The sequence below is a fragment of the Pseudonocardia sp. P-1 genome (assembly GCF_058111925.1).
In genome coordinates, this window is the sequence record NZ_CM176614.1 from 3,991,021 (window position 1) to 4,013,749 (window position 22,729).

The 22,729-nt window shown below is 76.3% G+C and carries 20 protein-coding genes; 17 read left to right on the top strand and 3 right to left on the bottom strand.

All coding sequences use genetic code 11. The features are described 5' to 3' along the window. Nucleotides 1-69: 69 nt before the first annotated feature. The 9 genes from eccCa to AC0GKK_RS19755 all read left to right on the top strand — a co-directional run bounded on the left by eccCa (nt 70) and on the right by AC0GKK_RS19755 (nt 9,523). Nucleotides 70-3,936, top strand: coding sequence for a type VII secretion protein EccCa (gene eccCa, locus AC0GKK_RS19715; RefSeq protein WP_489882269.1), 3,867 nt, complete (start codon nt 70-72; stop codon nt 3,934-3,936). Continuing rightward, nucleotides 3,933-5,231, top strand: coding sequence for a type VII secretion-associated protein (locus AC0GKK_RS19720; RefSeq protein ID WP_489882270.1), 1,299 nt, complete (start codon nt 3,933-3,935; stop codon nt 5,229-5,231). The genes eccCa and AC0GKK_RS19720 overlap by 4 nt, the downstream gene beginning before the upstream one ends. Before the next feature lie 156 nt (nt 5,232-5,387). Further along, nucleotides 5,388-5,690, top strand: coding sequence for a WXG100 family type VII secretion target (locus AC0GKK_RS19725; RefSeq protein WP_073576448.1), 303 nt, complete (start codon nt 5,388-5,390; stop codon nt 5,688-5,690). A 14-nt stretch (nt 5,691-5,704) separates the two neighbouring features. Further along, nucleotides 5,705-5,995: a WXG100 family type VII secretion target gene (locus tag AC0GKK_RS19730; RefSeq protein ID WP_062397784.1), complete on the top strand. Its 291-nt coding sequence runs from the start codon at nt 5,705-5,707 to the stop codon at nt 5,993-5,995. Nucleotides 5,996-6,229: 234 nt separating this feature from the next. Further along, nucleotides 6,230-6,673: a 50S ribosomal protein L13 gene (gene rplM / locus AC0GKK_RS19735; protein WP_062397782.1), complete on the top strand. Its 444-nt coding sequence runs from the start codon at nt 6,230-6,232 to the stop codon at nt 6,671-6,673. 29 nt (nt 6,674-6,702) lie between these two features. Continuing rightward, nucleotides 6,703-7,269, top strand: coding sequence for a 30S ribosomal protein S9 (gene rpsI, locus AC0GKK_RS19740; protein WP_083474823.1), 567 nt, complete (start codon nt 6,703-6,705; stop codon nt 7,267-7,269). Nucleotides 7,270-7,280: 11 nt separating this feature from the next. Beyond that, on the top strand, nt 7,281-8,618 hold the full coding sequence (gene glmM, locus AC0GKK_RS19745; protein WP_251784393.1) for a phosphoglucosamine mutase: 1,338 nt from the start codon (nt 7,281-7,283) through the stop codon (nt 8,616-8,618). Nucleotides 8,619-8,798: 180 nt separating this feature from the next. Then, a complete protein-coding gene (locus AC0GKK_RS19750; protein WP_405415033.1) occupies nt 8,799-9,083 on the top strand; it encodes a hypothetical protein in 285 nt (94 codons plus the stop codon). Beyond that, the gene (locus AC0GKK_RS19755; RefSeq protein ID WP_253069462.1) at nt 9,077-9,523 is read left to right on the top strand and encodes a hypothetical protein; all 447 of its coding nucleotides are present in this window, start codon (nt 9,077-9,079) and stop codon (nt 9,521-9,523) included. The genes AC0GKK_RS19750 and AC0GKK_RS19755 overlap by 7 nt, the downstream gene beginning before the upstream one ends. A gap of 269 nt (nt 9,524-9,792) precedes the next feature. On the opposite strand, the gene AC0GKK_RS19760 is transcribed toward AC0GKK_RS19755, so the two are convergent. Continuing rightward, on the bottom strand, nt 9,793-10,686 hold the full coding sequence (locus AC0GKK_RS19760; RefSeq protein ID WP_405415034.1) for a dienelactone hydrolase family protein: 894 nt from the start codon (nt 10,684-10,686) through the stop codon (nt 9,793-9,795). Nucleotides 10,687-10,804: 118 nt separating this feature from the next. On the opposite strand from AC0GKK_RS19760, the gene glmS reads away from it, so the two are divergent. From glmS to rimI, 8 genes are all read left to right on the top strand, one after another. After that, nucleotides 10,805-12,664: a glutamine--fructose-6-phosphate transaminase (isomerizing) gene (gene glmS, locus AC0GKK_RS19765; protein WP_489882271.1), complete on the top strand. Its 1,860-nt coding sequence runs from the start codon at nt 10,805-10,807 to the stop codon at nt 12,662-12,664. A gap of 87 nt (nt 12,665-12,751) precedes the next feature. Further along, nucleotides 12,752-14,338, top strand: coding sequence for an NAD(P)H-hydrate dehydratase (locus AC0GKK_RS19770; RefSeq protein ID WP_179761831.1), 1,587 nt, complete (start codon nt 12,752-12,754; stop codon nt 14,336-14,338). A gap of 51 nt (nt 14,339-14,389) precedes the next feature. Next, a complete protein-coding gene (gene argG, locus AC0GKK_RS19775; RefSeq protein WP_062397765.1) occupies nt 14,390-15,814 on the top strand; it encodes an argininosuccinate synthase in 1,425 nt (474 codons plus the stop codon). Between the two features lie 50 nt (nt 15,815-15,864). After that, on the top strand, nt 15,865-17,061 hold the full coding sequence (alr, locus tag AC0GKK_RS19780) for an alanine racemase (RefSeq protein WP_489882272.1): 1,197 nt from the start codon (nt 15,865-15,867) through the stop codon (nt 17,059-17,061). Then, nucleotides 17,058-18,308, top strand: a complete 1,251-nt coding sequence (locus AC0GKK_RS19785; protein WP_346104639.1) for an alpha/beta fold hydrolase — start codon at nt 17,058-17,060, stop codon at nt 18,306-18,308. The genes alr and AC0GKK_RS19785 overlap by 4 nt, the downstream gene beginning before the upstream one ends. After that, complete coding sequence (gene tsaE, locus AC0GKK_RS19790) at nt 18,305-18,790, top strand: tRNA (adenosine(37)-N6)-threonylcarbamoyltransferase complex ATPase subunit type 1 TsaE (RefSeq protein ID WP_346104637.1); 486 nt, start codon at nt 18,305-18,307, stop codon at nt 18,788-18,790. The genes AC0GKK_RS19785 and tsaE overlap by 4 nt, the downstream gene beginning before the upstream one ends. Before the next feature lie 10 nt (nt 18,791-18,800). Further along, nucleotides 18,801-19,490, top strand: coding sequence for a tRNA (adenosine(37)-N6)-threonylcarbamoyltransferase complex dimerization subunit type 1 TsaB (tsaB, locus tag AC0GKK_RS19795; RefSeq protein WP_251784382.1), 690 nt, complete (start codon nt 18,801-18,803; stop codon nt 19,488-19,490). Beyond that, on the top strand, nt 19,487-19,978 hold the full coding sequence (gene rimI / locus AC0GKK_RS19800) for a ribosomal protein S18-alanine N-acetyltransferase (protein ID WP_251784381.1): 492 nt from the start codon (nt 19,487-19,489) through the stop codon (nt 19,976-19,978). The genes tsaB and rimI overlap by 4 nt, the downstream gene beginning before the upstream one ends. Here rimI and AC0GKK_RS19805 read toward each other — a convergent pair. Next, a complete protein-coding gene (locus AC0GKK_RS19805) occupies nt 19,957-20,868 on the bottom strand; it encodes an aldo/keto reductase (protein ID WP_489882273.1) in 912 nt (303 codons plus the stop codon). The genes rimI and AC0GKK_RS19805 overlap by 22 nt on opposite strands. 18 nt (nt 20,869-20,886) lie before the next feature. After that, on the bottom strand, nt 20,887-22,479 hold the full coding sequence (locus AC0GKK_RS19810) for an alkaline phosphatase D family protein (protein ID WP_489882274.1): 1,593 nt from the start codon (nt 22,477-22,479) through the stop codon (nt 20,887-20,889). Nucleotides 22,480-22,729: the final 250 nt, after the last annotated feature.

Below are 22,729 nucleotides of genomic sequence, written 5' to 3' on the forward strand. Positions count from 1 at the left end.
TGCGAGTATCCGACGGCCCCGGCGCCGCCGTGGGCGTTCGGGAGAACCGTGAACAGGAGGCGCGTGGCGATGGCGGGGACCGTCGGGATGCGACGTCCGCGGCGCTCGGTGCCCGAGCTGCCCGGCGGCGAGCTGGTGCTCGAACCGCCGCCCGAGCCGGAACGCCCGGTCCCCGGCGGCCTCGCGGCGCGGCTGCTCCCGCTGGCGATGGTCGGCGGGGCGCTGCTGTTCGTCGTGCTGGGCCGCGGGGACACGAGCACCTGGCTGTTCGGCGGGATGTTCGCGCTGTCCGCGCTGGGCATGCTCGCCGGCGGCGGCCGCGGCGCCGGCGCGCGCACCGCGACGATGGACGAGGACCGCCGCGACTACCTGCGCTACCTCGACGTCCTGGGCGGGCGGGCCCGCGCGATCGCCGCCGAGCAGCGGCACGCGCTGGAGAGCGTGCACCCCGACCCGGCCGCCTGGCCGGACGTGCTCGCCGCGGACCGGCTGTGGGAGCGCCGCCCCGGTGACGACGACTTCGGCCGACTGCGCGCCGGGCGCGGCGCCCAGCGCCTCGCCACCCGGCTTACCGCCCCGCACACCGGTCCGATGGAGACACTCGAACCGTTGTCCGCGCTGGCGCTGCGCCGTCTCCTGCGCCAATGGTCCACCGTGGACGATCTGCCGGTCGCCGTCGACACCCGCGCCTCGGCGACGATCTGGCTCGAACCGGACCCGGACGCCGCCCCGGTACTCGACCTCGCCCGGGCACTGGTCGCCCAGTACGTCACCTGGCACGGTCCCGACGACGCGCGGCTCGCCGTCGTCGCGCCGGGGGGTGCGGTCGCGCGCTGGGAGTGGGCGAAGTGGCTGCCGCACGTCGCCCACCCGCGGCTCGCCGACGCCGTCGGGCCGGTCCGGATGATCACCGACGACCCGGACCGGGTGCGGCGCTGGTGGGTCGACGAGCCGTCCGCGGCCCAGCAGCACCTGCTCGTCGTGCTCGACGGGGCCGCCGACACCCCGGGCGCGTGGGCCGGGCTGCCCGGCGTCACCGTGCTGCGGCTGGGGCCCGCGGGCGGGCGCAGGCCCGCGGCGTCGGTGCTGCGCCTCGCCGCCGGGACCGGGCCCGACGGCGTGCGCACGCTGCGCCGGGGCGGTCCCGGCGGCCGGGACGTCGGCGTCCCCGACGGGCTCGTCGTCGCCGAGGCGCTGGCACTCGCGCGCCGGCTCGCGCGCTACCGCCCGGACGGCGGCGGCGACGTCGTCACGTCCGGCGTGGACAGCGGGGCGACCGGGTTGCCGTCGCTGCTCGGACTGTCCACGACGGACCCGTCCGGTGTCGCTGCGCTACGCGGCCGGCGGGGGCCGGGGGAGCGGCTGCGGGTCCCGCTGGGTACCGACGACGGCGGCCGGCCGGTGCTGCTCGACCTCAAGGAGTCCGCGCAGGGCGGTGCGGGTCCGCACGGGCTGTGCATCGGCGCGACCGGCTCCGGCAAGAGCGAGCTGCTGCGCACCCTCGTCCTCGGGCTGGTCGCGACGCACACCGCCGAGGAGCTCAACCTGGTGCTCGTCGACTTCAAGGGCGGCGCGACGTTCCTCGGGCTCGCCGGACTGCCGCACACCTCCGCGGTGATCACCAACCTGGCCGAGGAGCTGACCCTGGTCGACCGGATGGCCGACGCGCTCGCCGGGGAGATCACCCGCCGCCAGGAGGTGCTGCGCGCCGCGGGGAACCTGTCGTCGCTGGCCGAGCACGACGCGCTGCGCCGGGACGGGGCACCGCTGGCGGCGCTGCCGTCGCTGCTGGTCGTCGTCGACGAGTTCTCCGAGCTCCTCGCCCAGCGGCCGGAGATGATCGACCTGATGGTGACCGTCGGGCGGCTCGGACGCTCGCTCGGCATCCACCTGCTGCTGGCCTCGCAGCGACTGGAGGAGGGCCGGCTGCGCGGGCTCGAGTCGCACCTGTCCTACCGGATCGCGCTGCGCACCTTCTCCGCCGCGGAGTCCCGCGCGGTGCTGGGCGTGCCCGACGCGCACCTGCTCCCGCCGACGCCCGGCGCCGCGTACCTGTCCGCGGGCACCGACGAGCTGGTGCGCTTCCGGGCCGCCTACGTCTCCGGCCCGGACACCCCGCGGGCCGAGCGCCGCCGCGCACCCGGCGCGCCGCGGCTCGCGCTGCCGTTCCGCGCGGGCCCGGTCGCGCTGCCCGCCTCGGCGCAGCTCCCGGCGCCGGACCCCGGGCCCGCGCCCACCGGCACCGTTCTCGACCGCATCGCCGGCGCGGTGTCCGGGCCCGGTCCGCGCGCGCACCGGGTGTGGCTGCCGCCGCTCGCGGAGCCGCCGCCGCTGCCGGTGGTGCTCGGCGACCCGTTGGTCCGGGCCGGGCGCGGGCTGTGTGCACCGGGACCGGTCGGCCGGCTCGCCGCGCCGGTCGGGCTCGTCGACCGGCCCTACGCCCAGCGGCGCGACCCGCTGGTGCTGGACCTGTCCGGCGCGGCCGGGCACCTCGCCGTCGTCGGGGGGCCGCGGTCGGGGAAGTCGACCGCGCTGCGCACCGTCGTCACCGCGCTCGCGCTCACCCACACCCCCGGCGAGTTGGGCGTGCACGTGCTCGACCTCGGCGGCGGCACGCTCGCCCCGCTGGCCGGGCTGCCGCACGTCGGGACCGTCGCCGACCGCCGCGCCGGCGACCTGGTGCGACGGGTGGTGGCCGAGACCGTCGCCGCCGTCGACGAGCGCGAGCAGCTGTTCGCCGCGCACGGCGTGGCCGGGATCGAGGAGTTCCGGGCCCGGCGCGCCGCGGGCGGGTTCGCCGGGGTGACCGCCACCGACCTGCTGCTCGTCGTCGACGGCTACGCGGCGCTGCGCGCCGGGTTCGAGGACCTGGACGAGAAGCTGACCGCCCTCGCCGCCCGCGGGCTCGCCTACGGCGTGCACCTCGCGCTGTCCGCCGCCCGCTGGGCCGAGATCCGCCCCGCGCTCAAGGACCAGCTCGGCAGCCGGGTCGAGCTGCGGCTGGGCGACCCGTCCGACTCCGAGGTGGACCGCCGTCGTGCCGCCGCGGTGCCCGCACTGCCCGGGCACGGCCTGTCCGCCGACGGCGAGGCCACCGTCGTCGCCGCGCCCTGCCTGGTCCCCGGCACCGACCCGGCCCGGGAGATCGACGACGCCTGGGACGGCCCGTCGGTCGGCCCGGTGCGGCTGCTGCCCACCCGGATCGAGGTCACCGAGCTCCCGAGCGGCCCGGGCCGCGGCCCCGCGCTCGGCGTCGACGAGGACCGGCTCGCCACCGTCGAGCTCGACCCGGACGAGCCGCACCTGCTCTGCTTCGCCGACTCCGGCGGCGGCAAGACGACCCTGCTGCGGACCCTCGCCCACGGCATCGCCGCGCGGTGGACGCCCGAGCAGGCGCGGATCGTCGTCGTCGACCACCGGCGGACGCTGCTCGGCGGGGTCCCGCAGAGCCATCTGCTCGCCCACACCTCGACCGCGCAGGCCACCACCGACGCCTGCGCCGAGATCGCGGGCTCGCTCGGACGGCGGCTGCCCGGCCCGGACGTCACCCCGGCCCAGCTGCGGGAACGGTCCTGGTGGAGCGGGCCGGACGTGTGGCTGCTCGTCGACGACTACGACCTCGTCGTCCCCGCGGCAGGGTCGGCCGGCACGCACCCGCTGCTCGCGCTCGCCGAGTACCTGCCGCAGGCCCGCGACGTCGGGCTGCACGTCGTCCTCGCGCGACGCACCGGCGGGGCCGGGCGGGCGCTGTTCGATCCGGTCCTCGGGCGGCTGCGCGAGCTGGGCGCCCCCGGCCTGGTCGGCTCCGGCAGCCCCGACGAGGGCGCGCTGCTGGAGAAGGTCCGCCCCGGGCCGATGCCACCCGGACGCGGCGTGCTCGTCGACCGGCGGGCCGGGGCGCGACGGGTGCAGCTGGCCTGGACCGAGCCGGGGTGAGCGGCGTCGCGGTCGCCGTGCACGACCGCCGCGACGCGGTGCTGCTCGCCGCCGCGGACGCCGCCGGGCTGCGCCTGGTCGCCGCGGCCCCGCCCGGCACACCCGCGGCGACGGCCGTCGCGGACTTCTTCGGCGACGAGCCGCCCGGGGTCGTCGTCCGGGTCGGGACGACGGCGGGCGGCGCCTTCCCCGGAGGCCCGCGGGTGCTGGTGGTCCCGGCCGCGGTCGCGGTGCTCGCGGCGGAGCCGGAGCTGCCGGACGGGCCGGTCCTGGTCGTCGACGACGACGTGGTGCTGGTCCGCGACGGGGTGCCGGAGCGGGTGGGGGAGCGGGGCTCCGACCTCGCGTCGCTCGTGCGGGCGACCGGTGCGGAGCTGGTCGTGGTCGCCGGGACGGTCGGCCCGTTCCTCCCCGTGGAGCACACTGCGGCCGACACCCGGGCCGCCGACACCCGGGCCGCCGACACCCGGATCGCGGACTCCCGGACCGCGGGCACTCGGCCCGCGGACAGCCGGGCCGCGGGCACTCGGGCTGCGGGGCGGCCCGGCGGCCCGGCCGGGTACCGGCTCCCGTGCCCGGTGCGCGTCGCCGGGCGGCGGCCCGACGGCGGCGAGCCCTGGGGCCCGGAGGCGGCGGCGGTGGTCGGGGCTGCGGTGCTGGGCGCCTCCGTGCTCGCCGACCCCGGCCCCGACACGGTCGTCCCGCCGCCCGGCGCGGGCGAGGCGCCGGAGGAACCGGACTGGCCCGGTGCGCCCGACCCCGCCACCCCGCCTGCCGAGGGCCCGGACCGCGCCCGGGCGGCGATCGTCGTCGCGGGGGTGCTGGGAGCGGTCCTCCTCGGTACCGGGCTGCTGCTCGGTGGCCCGCGCCCGGTGACGCCGGCCGGGGCCACGGTCGCCCAGTACGGCTACGCCGCCGCGCTGCCCACCGGCTGGGAGCACACCGGCGGCGACCCGCAGCGCCGACGCGTGCTGCTCACCCCCGCCGGCGGCCCGGACGGGGCCGACCTCCTCGTGCTGGAGCGCAGCCCGCTCGGCTACGACGCCGGACGCGAGCCCGACCGGGCCCGCCGCGAGCTCGCCGCGCTGGTCGGTGACCCCGGGCCGGTGCCCGCGACGGTCGGCGGCCGCGCGGTCCTGCGCTGGACCGAGACACCGGGCGACGGGACCGTCGTCGACTGGCACGTCGTGTTCTCCGGCACCGACGAGCTCGTCGCCGGGTGCCGGCGGCCGGTGGGCGCCCCGGTCGCCGCCGCCTGCGCCGAGGTCGTCGCGACGCTGCACCGGGTGCCCTGAGGCCCCGGCGTTCCCGGTCGCGAACGGTCCGCCCGGAACGGCCACGGCCACCGGCGCGCCCTGCCACTGTGCGCGGGCCGGGGGCACCGCGCCCCCGGGCCCGGGAGCCGTCGACACGGCCGCGCCGGGGTCCGATCAGGGGACGAGGTGGGACGTATGGCCGACGGGTTCGGCACGACGACCGAGGAGATGGTCCGCGCGGCGGGCCAGGTGCGGGCGGTGAGCGACGCCGTCAACGGCGAGCTCGGCCGCCTGCGCAGCCGGCTGGGACCGCTGCAGGGCCAGTGGTCCGGCACCGCGGCGACGGCGTTCGCCCAGCTGATGGCCAAGTGGGACACCGAGGCGCGGCGGCTGAACGAGGCGCTGGGCGCGATCGGTGAGCAGCTCGGCGGCACGGCGACGACGTACCAGCAGCAGGAGGACCAGAACCGCACCGCCATCACGTCGGTGCTCGGGTGAGGGGGAGCCACACCATGGGATCCGAGATCAAGGTCACCTTCAGCGCGCTCGAGACGGCGTCGGCCGACACCGTCGCGACGACCGCACGCATCAACTCCCAGCTCGAGGACCTCCGGCGGCAACTGGCGCCGATGGTCGCGACCTGGACCGGCGACGCGGCGGCCACCTACCGGGCGTCGCAGCAGAAGTGGGACACCTCGGCGGCCGAGCTGACCACCACCCTGGGCACCATCGGGAAGCTCGTCGGCCAGGCCGGTCAGAACTACCGGGCCACCGAGCAGGCGAACCGGGCCCGGTTCGCCTGACACCCGGTCCGGGGGCCCGGACGACCCCCTTGCGTCCGCCCCCGGAACCGGCGGGTACGCTTGGCTCTCGTTGTGCAGCGGTGGAGACCCGCGGGCGCCGTCCTCCGGCGACAGCGGCGGGATCGAGCGTCCCTCCGGCGTCCACCAGCAGCACGCTGAGGAACCAGAGACTAGAGAGTGGGCCGGAACCCGTGCGGACGGCCCACCAGCCGAGAACGACGACGAGGTAGATCCGTGCCCACGTACAGCCCCAAGCCCGGCGACATCCAGCACGCCTGGCACGTGATCGACGCCGAGGACGTGCGCCTCGGTCGGCTCGCCACCCACGCTGCCACGCTGCTGCGCGGGAAGCACAAGCCGACCTACGCCCCGCACGTCGACAACGGCGACTTCGTGGTCATCGTGAACGCGGAGAAGATCTCGGTGTCCGGCAACAAGCGTGCCGACAAGTTCATCTACCGCCACTCCGGCTTCCCGGGTGGCCTCCGCCAGCGCTCCGTCGGCGAGATGATCGACAGCCAGCCCGACCGACTCGTCGAGAAGGCGATCAAGGGCATGCTGCCGAAGAACCGTCTCGGCCGCGCCATGGCCAAGAAGCTGAAGGTCTACGCCGGCCCGGCGCACCCGCACGAGGCCCAGAAGCCGCAGCCGTTCGAGATCAAGCAGGTCAGCCAGTGACCACCCCGAGCAACGAAGAGGGACAGCCCGTGACCAGCCCCGAGAACGGACCCGACGAGGTCGTCGACGCGGTCGAGACCGAGGGTGCGGCCGCCGAGGCGACCGAGACCGAGGCCACCGAGACCGAGGTCGCCGACGTCGACTACACCATCGGTGACGCCGCCGACTTCGACGCCGACGAGTTCGCCGCCGAGGCACCCGTGCTGGGTGACCGCCCGGTCCAGACCGTCGGCCGCCGCAAGGAGGCCGTCGTCCGCGTCCGGCTGCTGCCGGGCACCGGTGGGTTCACCCTCAACGGCAAGCCGCTCGAGGTGTACTTCCCGAACAAGCTGCACCAGCAGATCGTGAAGGAGCCGCTGGTCCTCCTCGAGAAGACCGAGCGCTTCGACATCTTCGCCAACCTCAAGGGTGGCGGCACCGCGGGTCAGGCCGGCGCGCTGCGCCTGGCCATCGCCCGTGCGCTGGTCGAGCTGGACTCCGAGGACCGCCCGCCGCTGAAGAAGGCCGGCTGGCTGACCCGTGACGCCCGCGCCGTCGAGCGCAAGAAGTACGGCCTCAAGAAGGCCCGCAAGGCGCCCCAGTACTCCAAGCGCTGATCGCACACCGGATGCCTCGTCTCTTCGGAACCGACGGCGTCCGGGGCCTGGCCAACGGCGAACTCCTCACTCCGGAGTTCGCCGTTGGCGTCTGTGCCTCGGCCGCCCGCACGCTCTCGAACGGCTCCGGCCGCCGGCCCCTCGCGGTCGTCGGACGCGACCCCCGCGCGAGCGGCGAGATGCTCGAGGCCGCGGTCGTCGCCGGGCTCACCTCGGCCGGTGCCGACGCGATCCGGGTCGGTGTGCTGCCGACCCCGGGCGTCGCGCACCTGGTCGCCGAGACCGGCGCCGACCTCGGCGTGATGATCTCCGCGTCGCACAACCCGATGCCCGACAACGGCATCAAGCTCTTCGCCGCGGGCGGCCACAAGCTGCCCGACGACGTCGAGGACGCGATCGAGCAGCAGCTGGCCGCCGGGCTCGGCGCCCGCCCCACCGGGGAGGGCATCGGCCGCGTCTGGGACGCCCCGGACGCCACCGACGTCTACGTCGCGCACCTGCTCTCCGCCGCGCCCGGCTCGCTGTCCGGGCTGCGCGTGGTCGTGGACTGCGCGCACGGCGCCGCGGCGCTGGCCGCGCCGGAGGCCTACCGCCAGGCGGGCGCGGACGTGATCGCGCTGCACGCCGAGCCGGACGGGCTCAACATCAACGACGGCGTCGGGTCCACCCACCTGGAGCCGCTGCGGTCCGCGGTGCTCGAGCACGGCGCCGACCTCGGCATCGCCCACGACGGCGACGCCGACCGCTGCCTGGCCGTGGACGGGACGGGCGCCGTCGTCGACGGTGACCGGATCATGGCCGTGCTGGCGCTCGCCATGCGCGACGCCGGCGAGCTCGCCCACGACACGCTCGTCGCCACGGTGATGAGCAACCTGGGCCTGCACATCGCCATGCGCGAGGCCGGGATCACGCTGGACACCACCAGGGTCGGCGACCGCTACGTGCTGGAGCGGCTGCGCGAGGGCGGGTTCACCCTCGGCGGCGAGCAGTCCGGGCACGTGGTGCTGCCGGGCCACGCCACCACCGGCGACGGTCTGCTCACCGCCCTGCGGCTCATGTCGCGGGTCGCGCAGACCGGCACGTCGCTGGCCGAGCTCGCCTCGGTGGTCACCGTGCTGCCGCAGGTGCTGCGCAACGTGGCCGTCGCGGACAAGGACGCGGTCGCCGGGTCGGCGGACGTGGCCGAGGCCGTCGCCAAGGCCGAGGCCGAGCTGGGGGACACCGGCCGAGTGCTGCTGCGCCCGTCGGGCACCGAGCAGCTCGTCCGCGTGATGGTCGAGGCGCCCAGCGCGGGCGAGGCCGACGCCGTCGCGGGCCGGCTGGCCGAGGTCGTCGCCGCCGCGCGCTGACCCGCACACGCCGATCGGGGCCGTCACCCACACCGGGGGCGGCCCCGACGTCGTTGTCCGGGGCCCCGGAGCCCTGCCGGGCGTCCCCCCGTCGGTCGCAGCGGGGGCACGCGTTCGCGGTCGCGAACGGGATCGGCGGTTCGGGGGCGGTGCGGGTGCGACCGGGCGCAGGCTGGTCCGATGCGACCGGACGTGCGGCGGGACCCCGAGGCGCTGGACCGTGCCGCGCGCGGGATGGAGGAGCTGGCCGCCGGGCTGACCGCGGCCCCCGCGACCGGGCCCGGTGACGGGGACCGCGTGGTGCGGCTGCGGCGGGTCACGGACGAGCTGACGGCGCTGGCCGACGCGACGCGGCGCGCCGCGGCCTCGGCCCGGGCGGTGGACGCCGGCGCGGCCACGGTGTTCCGGGCCGTCCCGGGTGTCGATCAGCACCTCTCCGCCCTCGGCGGGGCGGAGACGTGCTGATCGACGGAACGGACGCCGGCGTCGCGGACCAGGGCAGGGCCCTGCGGGCGCTGGTGGGCCGGCTCGACGACACCGCCGGGCTGCTGGCCGGGATCCGTGACGCCGTCGCCGACGCGTGGGACGACCCGGCCGGGCACGCGGTGACGGCCCGGCTCGACCTCGTCGGGCGCGAGCTGCGCCGGCTGGCCGACGAGGGCGCGCGGGACGCGGCCCGGGCGGAGGACACAGCCCCCGCCGATACGGCGCGGCACGGTCCTCCGGCACACCACGACCCGGCGATGCCCGGACGCCCGTCGCGGTCGGGTGCGACGGAGCCCGAGGCCGCGGGCCCGGTACCCGCGGACGTTCCCGGCATGCGCCTTCCCGGCCTCACCGGTACGCGCGTCACCGGCCGGCGCGGACCCGTGGCCCCGTCGTTCGCGGACCCGCCCGAGCGCTGAGCCGGGCCACCGCGGCCCGGCTCCCCGGACACCGGGACCGCCTCGCTCCCGGTTGCGGCCGCCATCGGCCCTCGGGTCCGCGCGCTGATCCGCGGCCCGCGCGCGTCCGGACGCACGCGAGGAGCGGATCACCGCGCGGGCAGCGGATCACGGCGCGGGCGGATCACCGTGCGGGCGGCGGATCACCGTGCGGGCGGCGGATCACGGCGCGGGCGGCGGATCACGGCGCGGGCGACGGATCGCCGCGGCGCGGTGGTCGCGCCGCGGGGTCAGCCGCCGATGCCCAGCAGCCCCGACGACGGCTGCTGGTCCTGCTCGCCGTCGGGCTCCGGCGTGAGGTCCACCACCGGCGCCCCGGGGACGTTCCCCGAGGTCAGCGAGGACACCCGCTTCTCGTTCTGCAGCTCCTGCATGAGGAACGCCGTCACCAGCGCCCGGGTGATCTTCCGGGTCCGGTGCTGCGGGCGGTTCTGCAGCAGGAAGCTCGTCCAGTGCCTGCCCTCGCAGAACCCGAGGTGCCCGGCCTTCTCGATCTCGCGGAGCGTCACGTCGGTGCCGGCCTCGTGCTGGGCGGCGGCGATCCGCTGCGCGTGTCCCTCCATGGGGGCCAGCGAGTCGACGGCGGCGGCGAGGTGCAGCGTCGGGACGGTCACCGCGGCGGCCGCCTCGATCGCGGACGGCTTCACCTCCGACGCGGCGAGGGTCACCAGCGCGCCGAGGCGCTCACGCCGGGCCGCGGCGAGGACGGCGGCGCCGCCCCCGGTGCCGTGCCCGACCAGCGCGGTCTTGCGGGCGTCGACGCTGACGTGGCCGTCGCCGAGCCGGACGCCGACGCACACGTCGAGGACGGTGTTCAGGTCCGTGGCGAACCGGGCGACGCTCGGGACCGGGCCGCGCTGGGTGTTCGGCGCGGCGGCGACGAAACCCCAGGTCGCGAGGTGGCGCAGCAGCTCGTGGTAGCGGTGCGCGGGCTGCAGCCACGCGTGCCCGATCACCACGGCGGGCAGCTGGTAGCCCTCCGCGGGGGTGTAGACGATGCCCGGCAGACCGATCAGTCCCAGGTCGCCGTGCTTCACCGGGTTCGGCCCCGGACGCGACAGCACACCGAGGGCGTCCTTGGCCCCCTTCATCGACGGGGGTCGGGTCACGCTGGTCCGGGCCACGGTCGGCACCGTACCGGTGCAGGTCACCGCGTGCCCGACTCGCACGGACGTCCGGCGTGGCGCCGGACCGACCCCGTCGCCGGAAGATCGGCAACCGGGCGTCGATACGCTCATCCGTATGTGTGGCATCGTCGGTTACGTCGGTCATCGGTCCGCACTCGACGTCGTCCTCGGCGGCCTGCGACGACTGGAGTACCGCGGTTACGACTCCGCCGGCGTCGCGCTGCCGGACGGCGGTGAGCTGCTGGTCGAGCGCAAGGCCGGAGCCCTGGCCAACCTGGAGGCACGCCTCGAGGAGATCGGTCGCGACCGGTTCACCGGGACCTCGGGCATCGGGCACACGCGGTGGGCCACGCACGGCCCGCCCACCGACCGCAACGCCCACCCGCACCGCAGCAGCGACGGCAAGGTCGCGGTCGTCCACAACGGCATCATCGAGAACTTCCTGGAGCTGCGCGCCGAGCTGGAGGCCCGTGGCATCTGGGCGGAGTCCGACACCGACACCGAGACCGCCGCGCACCTGGTGGCGCTGGCCCACGCCGACGGCCCGACGAAGGGCGATCTGCCCGCGTCGGTCCGCGCCGTCGCCCGCCGGCTGGAGGGCGCGTTCACCCTGGTCGTGACGCACGCCGACGAGCCGGAGCGGATCGTCGCCGCCCGCCGCAACTCGCCGCTGGTGCTCGGCATCGGCGAGGGGGAGACGTTCCTGGCCTCCGACGTCGCGGCGTTCATCGAGTTCACCCGCGACGCCGTCGAGCTCGGCCAGGACCAGGTCGTGACGATCACCCGCGACGGCTACGACGTCACCGACTTCCACGGTGAGCCGGTCGGGGTCAACCCGTTCGAGGTGACCTGGGACCTCGCCGCCGCCGAGAAGGGCGGCCACGACTACTTCATGCTCAAGGAGATCGAGGAACAGCCGACCGCGATCGCCGACACCCTGCGCGGGCACCTCGTCGAGGGCCGGATCGTCCTCGACGAGCAGCGTCTGACCGACCAGGACCTGCGCGACGTCGACAAGGTCTTCGTCGTCGCCTGCGGCACCGCCTACCACTCCGGGCTGCTCGCGAAGTACGCGATCGAGCACTGGACCCGGATCCCGGTCGAGATCGAGCTGGCCAGCGAGTTCCGCTACCGCGACCCGGTGCTGGACCGCTCGACGCTGGTCGTCGCGATCTCCCAGTCCGGCGAGACCGCCGACACCCTGGAGGCGCTGCGCCACGCGAAGGAGCAGAAGGCGCGGGTGCTGGCCATCTGCAACACCAACGGGGCGCAGATCCCGCGCGAGTCCGACGCGGTGATCTACACCCACGCGGGTCCGGAGATCGGCGTCGCCGCGACCAAGACGTTCACCGCCCAGGTCGCGGCGAACTACCTTATCGGCCTGGCCCTGGCCCAGGCCCGCGGGACCAAGTACCCCGACGAGGTCGTCCGCGAGTACGAGGCGTTGGAGGCGATCCCGGCGGCCGTCGCCGAGGTGCTGGAGTCCCTCGGCGAGGCCCGTGCGCTCGGGCAGGAGCTGGCGCCGTCGAAGGCGGTGCTGTTCCTCGGCCGCCACGTCGGCTACCCGGTGGCGCTGGAGGGCGCGCTCAAGCTCAAGGAGCTCGCCTACATGCACGCCGAGGCCTTCGCGGCGGGCGAGCTCAAGCACGGCCCGATCGCGCTGATCGAGGACGGGCTGCCGGTCGTGGTGGTGATGCCGTCGCCGAAGGGGCGCGCGGTCCTGCACTCCAAGCTGCTGTCCAACATCCAGGAGATCAAGGCGCGCGGGGCGCGGACCGTGGTCCTCGCCGAGACCGGCGACGAGACCGTGCGCCCGTTCGCCGACCACCTCTTCGAGCTGCCCGCGGTGCCGACGCTGCTGCAGCCGCTGGTCGCGACGATCCCGCTGCAGGTCATCGCGGCCGAGATCGCCCGGGCCCGCGGCTACGACGTCGACAAGCCCCGCAACCTGGCGAAGTCGGTCACCGTCGAGTGATCACCGGTCGTGGAGCGGAGCGTCCGCGACGCGGGCGTCCCGCTCCACAACCGTCGATCATGGTCGCCCGGCGCTAGCCTCGCGGCCATGCACGGGCTCCACACCGCGGACCAGGTACGGGCGGCCGAGGCGGCCATGATGCGCACCGTCGGCGACGGGGTGCTGATGCGCCGGGCCGCGGCGGGGCTCGCGCACCACGTGCGGGAGTTCCTCGGCGCGACCTACGGCCGCCGGGTGGTGCTGCTCGTCGGGGCGGGCGACAACGGCGGCGACGCCCTGTGGGCCGGTGCCGAGCTGCGCCGCCGGGGCGCGCACGTCACCGCGGTGCTGCTGGCGCCGGCCCGTGCGCACCCGGCGGGCCTCGCCGCGCTGCGCGCCGCCCGCGGGCGGGTGCTGGCCCTGCACCCGCCCGGCCCGGCCGCAGGCTCCGGCCCCGCCGCGGGCGGCGACACCGGCACCGGCAGCGACCCCGGGACCGGCCCCGGCGACAGGACCGGCACCGGCACCCCGGCCGCCGGCGCGCTCGACCCGGCGCGGGCGCTGGTGGCGGGGGCGGACGTCGTCGTCGACGGGATCGTCGGCATCTCCGGGCGCGGTGCGCTGCGCGACCCGGCCCCGGAGCTGGTCGCCGCCGCCGACGGGGCGGGTGTGCCGATCGTGGCCTGCGACCTGCCCTCGGGTGTCGACTGCGACACCGGGGCGACCGACGGGCCGCACGTCCGCGCCGCGCTGACGGTCACCTTCGGCTGCCGCAAGCCGGTGCACGCCCTCGCCGCCCCGCTCTGCGGCCCGGTGCGGCTGGTGGACTTCGGGCTCGGGCCGTTCCTCGAGGGGATCGAGCCGCACGCGCGGGTGCTGTCCGACGGCGACGTCGGTGCCCGCTGGCCGGTCCCGGGACCCGACGACGACAAGTACAGCCAGGGCGTCGTCGGGATCGCCGCCGGGTCGGCCACCTACCCCGGCGCCGCCGTCCTCGCCGCGGGGGCCGCGGCCCTGGCCACCTCCGGGATGGTCCGCTTCGCCGGGTCCGCCGCCGACGAGGTCCGCAGGCACTGGCCGGAGATCGTCGCCACCGGCGACATCACCGACGCGGGCCGCACCCAGGCCTGGGCGGTCGGGCCGGGGCTGGGCACCGGCGGGCAGGGCCGGGCGGTGCTGGAGGAGGCGCTGGACCGCGGGGTGCCGCTCTGCCTCGACGCCGACGCGATCACCCTGCTCGCACAGGACGCCCACCTGCGGGTGCGCATCCACGGCGAGCCCGTCGTGCTCACCCCGCACGCGGGGGAGTTCGCCCGGATCGCGGGCGAGGTCGGGCCCGACCGGATCGGCGCCGCCCGCCGCGCCGCCGCCGACCTCGGGGTGACGGTGCTGCTGAAGGGGAACGCGACCGTCGTCGCCGCACCGGACGGACGGGTGCTGGTCGACCCGGCCGCGGACTCCTGGGCCGCCACCGCGGGCTCCGGCGACGTGCTCACCGGCATGATCGGCGCGCTGCTGGCCGCCGGGCTGGACCCGTGGTGGGCGGCGGGCTGCGCGACGCTGGTGCACGCCCGCGCCGCGACGGCGGCCGCCCGGGAGCACGGGCTGCCGCCGGTCCCGGCACCGGCGTCGGCGATGCAGGCGGCGATCCCGGTCGCGCTGCGGTCGGTCCGGTCGGCGGCGTCGGGGCACTGAAGCGGCACACCGGCGGACCTGCGCCGGGAGCGGGTTGTTAGCGTTCCGCGCGTGCCGAAGATCCTGACCAGCCTCCCCGTCGGCGAGCGCGTCGGCATCGCCTTCTCCGGTGGCCTCGACACCTCCGTCGCCGTCGCCTGGATGCGCGAGAACGGCGCGGTCCCCTACGCCTACACCGCCGACCTCGGACAGCCCGACGAGCCCGACCTCGTCGCCGTCCGCGAGCGTGCGCTGGAGTACGGCGCCGAGGCCGCCCGCGTCGTCGACTGCCGTCGTGCACTGGTCGACGAGGGCATCGCCGCGATCGCCTGCGGCGCCTTCCACATCCGCGCCGGCGGGATGCCCTACTTCAACACCACCCCGATCGGCCGCGCCGTCACCGGCACCCTGCTGGTCCGCGCCATGGCCGACGACGGCGTCTCCATCTGGGGCGACGGCTCGACCTTCAAGGGCAACGACATCGAGCGGTTCTACCGCTACGGCCTGCTCGCCAACCCCGCCCTGCGGATCTACAAGCCGTGGCTGGACGAGGCGTTCGTCGACCAGCTCGGCGGCCGCGCGGAGATGAGCGCCTGGCTGGGCGAGCGGGAGCTGCCCTACCGGGACTCCGCGGAGAAGGCGTACTCGACCGACGCCAACATCTGGGGCGCCACCCACGAGGCCAAGAGGCTCGAGCACCTCGACACCTCGATCGAGATCGTCGAGCCGATCATGGGCGTGCGGTTCTGGGACCCGGCGGTCGCGGTCGAGACCGAGGACGTCACCGTCGAGTGGGAGTCCGGTCGCCCCGTCGCGATCAACGGCACCCGCTACGACGACCCGGTCGCGCTGGTCACCGAGGCCAACCGGATCGGTGGCCGGCACGGCCTGGGCATGACCGACCAGATCGAGAACCGGATCATCGAGGCCAAGAGCCGCGGCATCTACGAGGCCCCGGCGATGGCGCTGCTGTTCGTCACCTACGAGCGGCTCGTGTCGGCGATCCACAACCACGACTCGCTGTCGGCCTACGAGGAGCAGGGCCGCCGGCTCGGCAGGCTCCTCTACGAGGGTCGCTGGCTGGAGCCGCAGTCGCTGATGCTGCGCGAGTCCCTGACCCGCTGGGTCGGCAACGCGGTCACCGGGTCGGTCACGCTGCGGCTGCGCCGCGGCAACGACTGGTCGGTGCTCGACACCCGCGGCCCCGCCCTGGCCTACGCCGAGGACCGGCTCTCGATGGAGCGCGTCGAGGACGCCCCGTTCACCCCGGGCGACCGCATCGGCCAGCTCACCCTGCGCAACCTGGACCTGGCCGACTCCCGCGCCAAGCTGGAGCAGTACTCGGCCACCGGGATGCTCGGCGGCGAGTTCGGCACCTTCGTCGGCGAGATCGAGGCCGGGCGTGCGGCGGAGATCACCGCGACGCCGTCGGACCCCGACGCCGAGCAGGCCGAGGAGTCCCTCGACCGCGCCGCGATGGAGGCCGGGACCGACTGAGCCGGGCTCAGGACCGGGCCGCCACGGACCGGGATGCGATGATCGGGGCCGTGCTACCCACGACCGACCCCGCACCCGGTCCGCGGCCCCGGCCCGGACCGGGCGCACCGGCGGCCGAGGCGGTGGTCGACCTCGACGCCGTCCGGCACAACACCCGGTACCTGTCGGGTCTCGCGTCCGTGGCCGAGACCATGGTCGTGGTCAAGGCCGACGGCTACGGCCACGGCGCCGCCGCCGTCGCACGGGCGGCGCTGTCGGCCGGGGCGACCCGGCTCGGCGTCGCCACCCTGGAGGAGGCGCTCGCGCTGCGGGCCGACGGCGTCGACGCGCCGCTGCTGTCCTGGCTGCACCTGCCCGACGCCGACTTCGCCGCCGCCGTCGCCGCGGGGGTGGAGCTGTCGGTGTCCGGCCGCGTGCACCTCGCCGCGGTGCTGGCCGGTGCCCGCGCCGCGGGCCGCCGGGTCCGGCTGCACCTCAAGGCCGACACCGGGCTGTCGCGCAACGGCTGCCCGCCCGGCGAGTGGCCCGCCCTGCTCGACGACGTCTCCCAGGGCGTCGCCGACGGCACCTGCGAGGTCGTGGCCGTGTGGTCGCACCTGGCCGCCGCCGACGAGCCGGGCCAGCCCGCCGTCGACAGCCAGGCCGCGCGGCTGCACGCCGCCGCCGCGCTCGCCCGGGACCGCGGGTTCGCCCCGCAGCTGCACCTGTGCAACTCGGCGGGCCTGATGACCCGCCCCGACCTGCACCTCGACGTCGTCCGGCCGGGGATCGCCGTCTACGGGCTCGACCCGATCGCCCGCCCCGCCGACAGCCCGCTGCGCCCGGCGATGACGCTCCGCGGCCGGGTCGCGCTCACCAAGACCGTCGAGGCGGGCGAGGGCGTGTCCTACGGCCACGAGTGGGTCGCCCGCGAACCGCGCACGCTGGCACTGGTGCCGCTGGGCTACGCCGACGGCGTCCCGCGCCGGCTCAACGACGGTGGCCGGATGCGCGTGCGGATCGGCGGCACCGTCCGGCCGGTCGCCGGACGGGTCTGCATGGACCAGTTCGTCGTCGACTGCGGGCGGCCCGGGGTACTGCCGGTCGCGATCGGCGACCCGGTCGAGCTGTTCGGCACCGGCGCCGACGGCGGACCGACGGCCCGCGAGTGGGCCGACGAGCTGGGCACCATCCACTACGAGATCGTCACGGGCATCCGGGGGCGGGTGCGCCGCACGGTGTCCGACGGGCGCGGGGGAGTCGCATGAGCCGCAGGGGATGGACCGTCGCCGGGATCGCGGGCGGTGTGGTCGGCGCGGCGGGCGCCGCGGCCGGGGTCGGCGTCGCCGCGCAGCGACGCAAGATCGCCGCCACCCGGCGCAGCCTGGCCACCGAGATGTCCGCGCACGCCGGGACGCCGCCGGGCACCGTCGGCGAGGAGATGTCGGTGATGGCCGACGACGGCGTCCGCATCGCCTGCGAGGTGGTCGCCCCGGCCGACGGCTCGGAGCACGCGCTGACGGTGGTGCTGGTGCACGGATTCGCCCTGGACCGGCGCACCTGGTCCGAGCAGCGGCCGCACCTGGCCGGGCTGACCGGCCCGTCGGTGCGGATGGTGCTCTACGACCAGCGCAGCCACGGCCGCTCCGAGCGGGCGCCCGCGGACTCCTGCACGATCGACCAGCTCGGCCGCGACCTCGACGCCGTCATCCGCGCGCTGGCCCCCGAGGAGCCGCTGGTGCTGGTGTCGCACTCGATGGGCGGCATGACCGTGATGGCGCTGGCCGAGCAGCACCCGGAGCTGTTCCACGAGCGCGTCGCCGGCGTGGCGCTCGTGTCGACCTCGGCGGGGGAGATGGCGTCCTCCGGGCTGCCGGGCACGTTCCTGTCTCGGCGCAACCCGGTCATCCGGGCCCTCGGCGGGCTCGCCGCGTGGCAGCCCGGCCTGGTCGAGACGGGCCGGCGCGCACTGGGCGACATCATCTGGGCGTTCACCAAGCGCTTCGCCTACGGCGACCGCCAGGTCGACCCGCGGATGGTCGACCTCGTCGACACGATGATCGACTCGAACGCCGTCGGCGCGCTCACCGACTTCGTCGGCACCCTCGGCACCCACGACCGGCTCGCGGCGCTGCCCGGCCTGTCCGGCTGCGAGGTGCTCGTCCTGGCCGGCGACGGCGACCGCATCATCCCGTGGCGGCACAGCGAGGTCATCGCCGAGGCGATCCCGACCGCCCGGCTGGTGCGCCTGCCCGGGGTCGGGCACATGCCGATGCTGGAGCAGCCCGAGGTCGTCGACGCCGAGCTCGACGCGCTGATCGCCCGCACCACCGAGCGCACCGCGGGCGGCGGGCTGCGGGCCAAGCGCCCGCCGCAGCTCACCGACACGACCGACGACGAGCAGGCCGAGGCGGGCGGCGCGCTGCAGGGCCTGCTGCGCAGCGCGGGCCGGGTCCGCCGGGGCAGCCGCACCCCTGCCCGGGCCGGCCGGTCCCGGAAGAAGGACCGGCCGTGATCCCCGCCCCCGGCGCGGACGCCGTCGTCACCGAGCTGCCGACCGTCGCCGACACCGAGGCCTTCGGTGAGACGGTCGGGCGCGAGCTGGTCGCCGGTGACGTCGTGCTCCTGGCGGGCCCGCTCGGCGCGGGCAAGACCGCCCTGGTCCGCGGCCTGGCCCGCGGGCTCGGGGTGACCGGCACGGTGGCCTCGCCGACCTTCGTGATCGCCCGCGAGCACCCCTCCGCGGGCGACGGCCCGGCCCTGGTGCACGTCGACGCCTACCGGCTGATCGGAGACGGCACGGCGGCCCGACCACCCGATGTCGCGGCCGAGCTGGACGACCTCGACCTCGACACCGAGCTGGACCGGGCGGTCGTCGCCGTCGAGTGGGGGGTCGGGGTCGCGGAGCGGCTCGCCGGGTCCGCGGTGACGATCACGCTGGAGCGCCGCGACGACGACACCCGGGTCGCGACGCTGCGCCGCACCGCGCGTCCGTAGGCTCGCGGGCGTGCTGGTACTGGCCCTCGACACCGCGACGACCGTCGTCACCGCCGGTCTCGTCGACCTCGGCCCCGACGGCGGGCCGCGGACCCTCGCCGCCCGCGCGCACGACGGCCGCCGCCACGGCGAGCTGCTGATGCCCGCGGTCCGTGCGCTGTGCGCCGAGGCGGGCCACGCGCTCGCCGAGGTCGGGGCGGTGGTCGTCGGTGCCGGTCCGGGCCCGTTCACCGGGCTGCGGGTCGGGATCGCCTCGGCCACAGCACTCGGCCACGCCCTCGACGTGCCGGTGCACGGCGTCGTCACCCACGACGCCCTCGCCTGGGGGCTGCACACCGGCGGGAACCTGCTGGTCGTCACCGACGCCCGGCGCACGGAGGTCTACTGGGCCGCCTACGACGCGTCCGACCCCGCCGACGCCCGCTCGGTCCGCAGGCTGACCGGCCCGGCCGTCGAGGCCCCGGAGGCGCTGGCCGCGCGCCTGGACGAGCTGGCGATCGGCACCGTGGTCGGCGATCCGGCGTTCGCCCGGCGGCTCGGCCGCGAGATCGGCGGCCCCGGCGCCCCGACCGTCGACGGGCTGGTCGGCGTCGCCGCGGCGGACCTGCTCGCCGGCCGGGCCCCCGCCCCGGTCGAGCCGCTCTACCTGCGCCGCCCCGACGCCGCCCCGCCGACCGGCCGCAAGCGCGTCACCGCGTGAACGCCACCGTCTCGCTGGGCCCGCTGTACCGGGCCGACGCGGCGCGCTGCGCGGAGCTGGAGGAGATCCTGTTCCCCGGGGACGACCCGTGGAGCGCGCAGGCCTTCCGCGACGCCGTCTCCTCCGGCCAGCTCTACCTCGCCGCCCGCGCCGGTGACGAGCTGGTCGGCTACGCCGGGCTCGCCGTCGTCGCCGGGCCGCCGATGGCCGAGGCGGAGGTGCACACGATCGGCGTCGACCCGGCGTGGCAGGGCCACGGCATCGGCCGCGCGCTGCTGCGGGGTCTGCTCGCCGTCGCCGACGAGCTGGCGGCCACGGTGTTCCTGGAGGTGCGCACCGACAACGTCCCGGCCCGCACGCTGTACGAGAGCCACGGGTTCACCGTGGTCGGGCTGCGCAGGCGCTACTACCGGCCGTCGATGGCCGACGCGCACACGATGCGCCGCGACCGCGTGCGGAAGGCCGCTCAGGACGTCGCGGACAGGTAGGACAGCAGGCGCAACTCGTCGTCGGTCAGTTCCAGGGTGAGCATCGGCAGCAGCTGTTCCAGCTGATCGACGGTGCGTGCGCTCGCGATCGGCGCGGTCACCGCGGGCTGCGCGGCCAGCCAGGTCAGGGCGACCGCCGGGACCGGGACGCCGTAGCCGGCGGAGATCTCGTCGAGCCCGGCCAGCACGGCGCGGCCGCGGGAGTCCAGGTACGCCGCCGCGCCCTCGGCGCGCGGGCCCTCCGGGGCGGGGGAGTCGGGCCGGTACTTGCCGGTCAGGAAGCCCTTGGCCAGCCCGTAGTACGGGTGGACGGCCAGCTTCTCCGACTCGGCGAGCGGGGCCAGACCCGCCTCGAAGGCGTCGCGCTCCATGAGGTTGTAGTGCGGCTGGACGGCGCTGAACGCGGTCAGCCCGTCGCGTGCGGAGATCTCCAGTGCCGACCGCAGCCGCTCCGGGGAGAAGTTCGACGCGCCGACCTCGCGGACCAGCCCCTCGCGGACCAGGGCGTCGAACGCGTCGAGGGTCTCCTCCTGCGCGGTCGCCTCGTCGTCGCGGTGGGCGTAGTAGAGGTCGATCCGGTCGGTGCCCAGGCGGCGCAGCGAGTCCCGCGCCGCGGCCGCCACGTTCTCCGCCGACAGGCCCTCGCGGCCGGGCAGGGCGCCGACCTTCGTCGCGAGGTGCAGCGCGTCGCGGTTGCCGCGGGCGGTCATCCACTCGCCGAGGATCGTCTCGGACTCGCCGCCGGAGTTCCCCGGTGCGCGCCACATGTAGGAGTCCGCGGTGTCGATCATCCGTCCGCCGGCGGCGACGAACGCGTCGAGGACGGCGAACGAGGTCTCCCTGTCCGCCGTCCAGCCGAAGACGTTCGCGCCGAGAACCAGGTCAGCCACGCGTCCGAACCTACTCCGCTACAGCGGTCGCAGGCCCGGCCGACGGTCCTCGGTCACGAACCGTCCGCGGGTCTGCACCGGGGCGCCCGGCCGGCTCACGAACGGCACCACCTTGAACTCGGCCTCCATCCGGTCCGCGGTGAACCGGGTGCTGACGTAGCCGCGGCGGTTGTTGTGGAACCGGATGTGCGGATTGTCGGCGAGGACGGCGTCGGAGCCGTTCTGCTTCTCCGAGCCGTCGCCGCCCGAGGTGATCGAGCTGGACACCAGCTCGGTCCCGACCACCGGCGAGGCGGGGTCGTCGAAGCGGCGCTTCACGTCGGCGCCCCAGTGCGCGTGCACATCGCCGGTGAGCACGACGAGGTTGCGTGCGCCGCCGCGCCGTGTGGCCGCGGTCCAGGAGTCGACGACGCGGTCCCGGGAGCCGGGGTAGCCGTCCCACGCGTCGGGGTTGAAGCCGCGCCCGGCGCCCGGGGTGAAGTCGACCTGGGAGAAGAACACCTGCTGGCCCAGCACGTCCCAGCGGGCGCGGGAGCGGGCGAAGCCGTCGGCGATCCAGCGTTCCTGCGCCGAACCGGGCAGCGAGCGGGCCGGGTCGGTGCGTTCCGCGCAGTCGCTGCGGAAGGTGTCCCCGCAGGGCTGGTCGCCGCGGTACTGGCGGGTGTCGAGCATGTGGAAGCTGACCAGCCCGCCCCAGCCGACGCGGCGGTACAGCCGCATGGCGGCGCCGCGGGGGCGCTGGGCGGCGCGCAGCGGCATGTTCTCCCAGTAGGCGCGGAACGCGGCGGCCTTGCGGGCGGTGAAGTCCCCGGGCGGGTCGAGCGGGAGCTCCCGCACGTCGCCGGCCCAGTTGTTCTCGACCTCGTGGTCGTCGAACACGACGAGCCAGGGCGCGGCCGCGTGCGCGGCCTGCAGGTCGGGGTCGGCGTGGTACTGGGCCAGGCGCTGCCGGTAGCCGGCCGGCGTCGTCGTCTCCGGGCCGGCGTGGTCGCGCACGTTCCCGCCGGGCGCGACGTAGTCCTCCGCCGGGTACTCGTAGATGTAGTCGCCCAGGTGCAGCAGCACGTCCGGGCGCTCCTCGGCCATCCGCCGGTACGCGGTGAACCACCCGTGCTCGAACTGGGAGCAGGAGGTGAAGGCCATGTGCACCGGCGTCATCGACGCCGGCGGGGGCGCGGTCCGGGTGCGGCCGGCGTCGGAGACGGTGCGGCCCACGCGGAAGCGGTAGTGGTAGTCCCGGCCGGGGCGCAGGCCCGGCACCTCGACGTGCACGCTGTGACCCGCGTCCGGCCCGGTGCGGACCCGGCCGCGACGCACGACCCGCGTGAAGCGCTCGTCGTCGGCGACCTCCCACTCGACGTCGGTGGCGCGGTTCCCGAGCCCGCCCAGGCCGTCCTCGGCGACGGGGTCGGTGGCGAGCCGGGTCCACAGCACGACCGAGCTCGGATCGGGTTCCCCGGAGGCGACGCCGAGCCCGAACGGGTCGCCCGGCGGCCGGGCCGGTGCGGGTCCGGGCGCCGCGGCGGCGGCGCCGGGCAGCAGGGGTGCGGCGGCGGTGACGGCGGCGGCGGTGAGTCCGGCGCGCAGCAGCGAACGGCGGGAGGTGACCACGATGTGCAGTGCAACGCTCCCGATCGAGTGACACCGGGCCGCCGGGCGACGAGCACGTGAACAACGGGCGACGACCGGGAACTCCCGACACGCCCGAACGGCGCGGTTGAGCCCCCGCTCGGCTTCTGGCACTCTCATGGATAGAGTGCCAACGCGCGCGGCGGACGACCTCCGCCCCGGCACCCGCGACGGCGGGGCGGGAGTCGCCACGTGCGCGCTGCTGACACCGCTAGAGAACCCGTGACACCGG